General features: G+C 43.0%; 4 protein-coding genes and 1 pseudogene. 3 read left to right on the top strand and 2 right to left on the bottom strand.

All coding sequences use genetic code 11. The features are described 5' to 3' along the window. Positions 1 to 594, bottom strand: a 594-nt coding sequence (locus MHN09_RS20950; protein ID WP_239241814.1) for a formyltransferase family protein, incomplete at its 3' end; no start/stop codon positions are given. 196 nt (positions 595 to 790) lie between these two features. Here MHN09_RS20950 and MHN09_RS20945 point away from each other — a divergent pair. The 3 genes and pseudogenes from MHN09_RS20945 to MHN09_RS20935 all read left to right on the top strand — a co-directional run bounded on the left by MHN09_RS20945 (position 791) and on the right by MHN09_RS20935 (position 3,033). After that, positions 791 to 1,111: a hypothetical protein gene (locus tag MHN09_RS20945; RefSeq protein ID WP_013784481.1), complete on the top strand. Its 321-nt coding sequence runs from the start codon at positions 791 to 793 to the stop codon at positions 1,109 to 1,111. Next, the gene (gene tnpB / locus MHN09_RS20940) at positions 1,108 to 1,458 is read left to right on the top strand and encodes an IS66 family insertion sequence element accessory protein TnpB (RefSeq protein WP_013784480.1); all 351 of its coding nucleotides are present in this window, start codon (positions 1,108 to 1,110) and stop codon (positions 1,456 to 1,458) included. Before MHN09_RS20945 ends, tnpB begins: the two co-directional genes overlap by 4 nt. 86 nt (positions 1,459 to 1,544) lie before the next feature. After that, positions 1,545 to 3,033 (top strand): annotated as a pseudogene (locus tag MHN09_RS20935) (IS66 family transposase). A 168-nt stretch (positions 3,034 to 3,201) separates the two neighbouring features. Here MHN09_RS20935 and MHN09_RS20930 read toward each other — a convergent pair. Beyond that, positions 3,202 to 3,612, bottom strand: a complete 411-nt coding sequence (locus MHN09_RS20930; RefSeq protein ID WP_239241813.1) for a nuclear transport factor 2 family protein — start codon at positions 3,610 to 3,612, stop codon at positions 3,202 to 3,204. Between the last annotated feature and the right edge of the window lie 77 nt (positions 3,613 to 3,689).

The following is a 3,689-nucleotide window of genomic DNA, read 5'->3' as shown; positions in this document are numbered from 1 at the left end:
CCAATTTACAAACCTTCTTTTTACTGGAGGTAGACTTTGGAATGACGCTAGCTTTTCCAATTGAGGTGTGGCGTTATTATAAAGCTCATTAAAGTTATTAAGTAATTCTTCTAACAGAGTTTCTGCGAGTAACTGAGACTTGACCATCAATGATGAAATCGTTTCATTGTTTTCGACCTCAAATTTCTCTTGGATTAGGATGCTACCTGCATCAAGTTTCTCAGTGAGTTTATGAATGCTAACACCCGCGTTCTCAGGGTTGTCGATAATGTAGGTGAGTGGGGTTGGGCCTCTACTTTTGGGTAGTAAAGATGGGTGGATATTAATCGCATATTTTATTTCGTTTGTGGGTACTTTGTATCCGTAATCGGCTACAACAAAGACTGTCTGTTCGTCATTTAAATATCCTTTAAGAGTCACGATACTTGGTTTTTCAGTGGAATAAACAATATTGTATTTACGACAAATTCGTTTGATGAAGCTCGCATTTTCCTGAACATCGTTTATAAAAACGCGTTCAATGTTCAATCTATTTTTAATTAGAAGTGACAAACAATTCGAGAATAAGTCGTTTCCAAAATAAACGATTTTCATATTTCTCTGCACCTTTTGAGAATAGCGTATGTGGAACAAAATGTAGGTTGGGAGGACAAGTGTTTAAGGATTCGATGTTGATTAAAAATCTGTGCAAAAACGAATAATAAGGGTTCATTGTGTCCGTCCGGTAATCCCCACATTCAATTCATAGGTTTTCTACGTCATGGTGCTCTCTTTGTTAAGGAGAATGACCATGGCGCATCATCAACGAAGAGAAGTAGAAGACTGGCTCAATTTATTTGAGCAACAAAAACAAAGTGGACTCACAGCGGTGGCGTTTTGCCGCCAGCAACAGATTAATGTCCAAACCTACTACACCAGGCGACGTGATATTCGTCTTCAGCGTACTCATAGCAAGTTCGTTCACGTCAAACGTGAAGTAACAAAGGTTGAGTCACACACCGATGAGACCGGTGGCGAACTTCTTCTGCAACTTGGGAGCGCTCATCTTAGCGTGCCAACGAATGTTAGCCCTCACTGGCTTGCTACCGTGATGAAGGCACTAGCTGAATGAAGATGTTTGTTGAGCCTGCCGACGTTTATTTATACATGGATATCGTCGACTTTCGTAAATCGATTAATGGCTTGATTGTAGTGGTCGAACAGAACATGGAGCTCAATGCCTTTCGTGATGCGCTGTTTGTGTTTTGCAATAAAAAGCGCGATAAGCTCAAAATACTCTATTGGGATAAAACGGGCTTTGCGCTTTGGTACAAACGTCTCGAGAAGCATCGGTTCAAGTGGCCTGTCGATGCTAACTTACAGCATCTGAATGTAAGTGAACAGCAGTTACAGTGGCTGTTATCAGGCTACGATGTAATAGGCCATCAGCCGTTGCACTACAATGCATCCGGCTTATAACCTGTGATCATAAGTAGCGATTAACGATCACGAAATCGTCTTAATAATGTCGGTAAATCAATGCATTATTACATTATAATAAGACCATGAATATTGATATCGAAAGCTTACCTGATGACCCAGCAACATTGAAAAAGGTGTTGTCGCAGGTGATGTCTCGCTATCAATATCTTGAGGAGCAGTTTCGTATTTCCCAGCATAAACAGTTCGGTCAAAGCGCCGAAGGTCATCCTGGGCAAGGTGAGTTGTTTAATGAAGCGGAAGCGCTTGCTGTTGAATCAGATACGCAAGAAGAAGCCATAAGCTACACGCGTAAAAAGCCCACACGTAAACCGTTACCCAAAGGCCTACCTCGTGAGGTTATCGTTCACGATATTAGCGACGAAGAAAAAGTCTGTGGCTGTTGTGCAGGTGAGCTACATCGCATTGGTGAAGATAAGTCAGAAAAGCTTCAGTTTATTCCTGCTCAGGTCAAAGTGATTGAGCATGTTCGCCCTAAATATGCGTGTCGTACCTGTGAGAAAGACGGTATTAGCAACACAGTAAAACAAGCGCCTGTACCTCACAGCGTTATCCCTAAAGGTTATGCGACCCCAAGTTTATTAAGCCAAATCATTACCAGCAAATATCAGTATGGGTTACCGCTGTATCGACAAGAGTCTATGTTCAAACAGCATGGTATCGAATTAAGTCGTAAAACCATGGCTGACTGGATAATCCGCTGCGCTGAGCTATTTAAACCGCTTTATGACCAGCTCCATCAACATATCCTGAAACAACCGGTTATCGCGGCGGATGAAACCACGCTGAAGGTCGTTGAATCTGAGAAAGTGAATAGCTACATGTGGTTGTACGCCAGTGGCGCTGACTCACCTACCGGTAATATCTCGGGGACAGAGATACCTAATATCGTGCTGTACGACTATCACAATAGTCGCGCTGGGCAATGCGCCGTAGACTTCCTTAAAGGTTACAGCGGCTACTTACAAGTGGATGGCTATCAAGGCTACGAGCAAACGCAAGCCATACTCATTGGTTGCTGGGCACATGCACGCCGTAAGTTCATGGAAGCCAAAAAAGGCGCAGGTAAGAAAGGCAGTGGCAAAGCGGATTGGGCACTCAATCACATCCAAAAACTCTACCGCCTAGAAACCCAGCTAAAAGATAAAACGGTAGAGGTGCGATAAAAAAAGTGTGCCGTTACTGAGCCAGCTTCATATGTGGCTAATGAAATCGGCTCAACAAGTGTTACCCAAAACCAAGTTGGGCGAAGCGATACAATACTGCTTAAACCAATGGAAAAAGCTGGAACGCTATACACTCGGCGGGTTATTGAGTATCGATAATAATCGCGCTGAGCGCGGGATAAAGCCGTTCGTCATAGGTAGAAAAAACTGGCTGTTTAGCCAAACGGCCACGGGCGCCAACGCCAGCGCTGTTCTCTACAGCATCATCGAAACGGCTAAAGCCAACGACCTGAACGTATTCGAGTATGTGATGACTTGCCTTGATGAACTCAGCAAGCCTGACGTCGACATCGAGCAACTGCTACCATGGCAGTTTGCTAAGCGCTAGGTGGAATTATCGGACGCTTACGGTTCATTGGCTGGCGGGAAGCTTAGTTCGTGCCAATATGAAGTGTAAGGCATTTTGGCAATAGGATAGCCGAGATGGTTCTGATCTTGAGCAAACTGGAAAGCTACCGTTGATATTACCAATGTAGCTTTCAATACATTTATTTCGCTAGTCTTTTGCACGATTTCTACTAGAGGAATGCGTGTGAACTACCAGCCACTCACCGTTAACTTTTTTAAAAAGAAAGGTTTGAAACCCCGTTTTGTTGAAAGTTTTTCCAGACTTCCTAACCTCTCCTTGAACGGTTGTATCAACGAGTGTCCAAGCAAAATCATCTTCTACATGAGTTTGAATGTTAGAAAAATCTAAACTTAAGAAAACTAAGGCATCCTTTTCTGGTTCAACATGATGCTCTATCAAGTCACTTAACCCTACATTCTGTCCGCCAGATTCAAAGTATCTTGCGCCTTTAAAGTCGAAAAAGTGCTTTTTAAAGGGGGCACCGTCTCCATTCTCCCAGCCATATTCAATTTGCTTTATAATGTCTTTTATCTGATTGACGTGGTCAAGCAAATTCACACAACCCAGTTAAGCAGCTTTTCCTAAGTTAGCCATGTCAGCTTCATATTGGTTTGGACTTTTGTAATCCAGGTATG

Origin of the sequence: Alteromonas sp. MmMcT2-5, assembly GCF_022348315.1 — a bacterium.
In the GTDB taxonomy this organism is placed as follows: Bacteria; Pseudomonadota; Gammaproteobacteria; order Enterobacterales; family Alteromonadaceae; genus Alteromonas; species Alteromonas macleodii.
Note: the sequence above shows the minus strand (reverse complement) of the source record. Positions and strands in the feature narration are given on the sequence as shown.

Bases quoted from the DNA above. Each gene is read 5' to 3' on its own strand.
- MHN09_RS20945 (WP_013784481.1), top strand. From the start codon at position 791: ATGGCGCATCATCAACGAAGAGAAGTAGAAGACTGGCTCAATTTATTT.
- tnpB (WP_013784480.1), top strand. From the start codon at position 1,108: ATGAAGATGTTTGTTGAGCCTGCCGACGTTTATTTATACATGGATATC.